Below are 839 nucleotides of genomic sequence, written 5' to 3' on the forward strand. Positions count from 1 at the left end.
CAAGGTTCAGCGCTTAAAGCACTAGAAGGCGAAGAGCAGTGGGAAGCGAAGATCGTTGAGCTTGCAGAAGCACTAGATTCTTACATCCCAGAGCCAGAGCGCGACATCGATAAGCCATTCATCATGCCTATCGAAGACGTATTCTCAATCCAGGGTCGTGGTACAGTAGTAACAGGCCGTGTAGAAGCTGGTATCATCAACGTGAACGACGAAGTAGAAATCGTAGGTATCAAAGAAACTACGAAGACAACTTGTACGGGTGTTGAGATGTTCCGTAAGCTTCTAGACGAAGGTCGTGCGGGTGAGAACATCGGTGCACTACTACGTGGTACTAAGCGTGATGAAGTAGAGCGTGGTCAAGTACTATGTAAGCCAGGTTCAATCAAACCACACACAAAATTCACTTCAGAAGTATACGTACTTTCGAAAGATGAAGGTGGTCGTCACACTCCTTTCTTCAAAGGTTACCGTCCACAGTTCTACTTCCGTACAACAGACGTAACTGGTGACATCCAGCTACCAGACGGCGTAGAAATGGTAATGCCAGGCGACAACATCAAGATGACTGTTGAGCTAATCGTACCAATCGCGATGGACGAAGGTCTACGTTTCGCTATCCGTGAAGGTGGCCGTACAGTAGGTGCTGGTGTTGTAGCAACAATCGAAGAGTAATCTTCGTAGTAGCGATTTTATATCGCGACCAGCAAAAAAGGTCGTTCTCTGATAAAGAGTACGGCCTTTTTTAATGCCTTGTAGATGCGATTTTATATCGCGACCAGTGAAAAGGGTCATTCTCCAATAGGCGTACAGACGTTTTAATACCTCGTAGCAGCGATTTT

1 protein-coding gene is annotated in these 839 nt (G+C 46.1%); it reads left to right on the forward strand.

From position 1 onward, the window contains the following. Window positions 1–672 (forward strand): EF-Tu/IF-2/RF-3 family GTPase (locus CKO50_RS23260; RefSeq protein ID WP_255231212.1); only part of this gene is annotated, 672 nt, incomplete at its 5' end. Between the last annotated feature and the right edge of the window lie 167 nt (window positions 673–839).

Origin of the sequence: Pseudoalteromonas sp. HM-SA03, from assembly GCF_002289345.1 — a bacterium.
Taxonomy (GTDB): domain Bacteria; phylum Pseudomonadota; class Gammaproteobacteria; order Enterobacterales; family Alteromonadaceae; genus Pseudoalteromonas.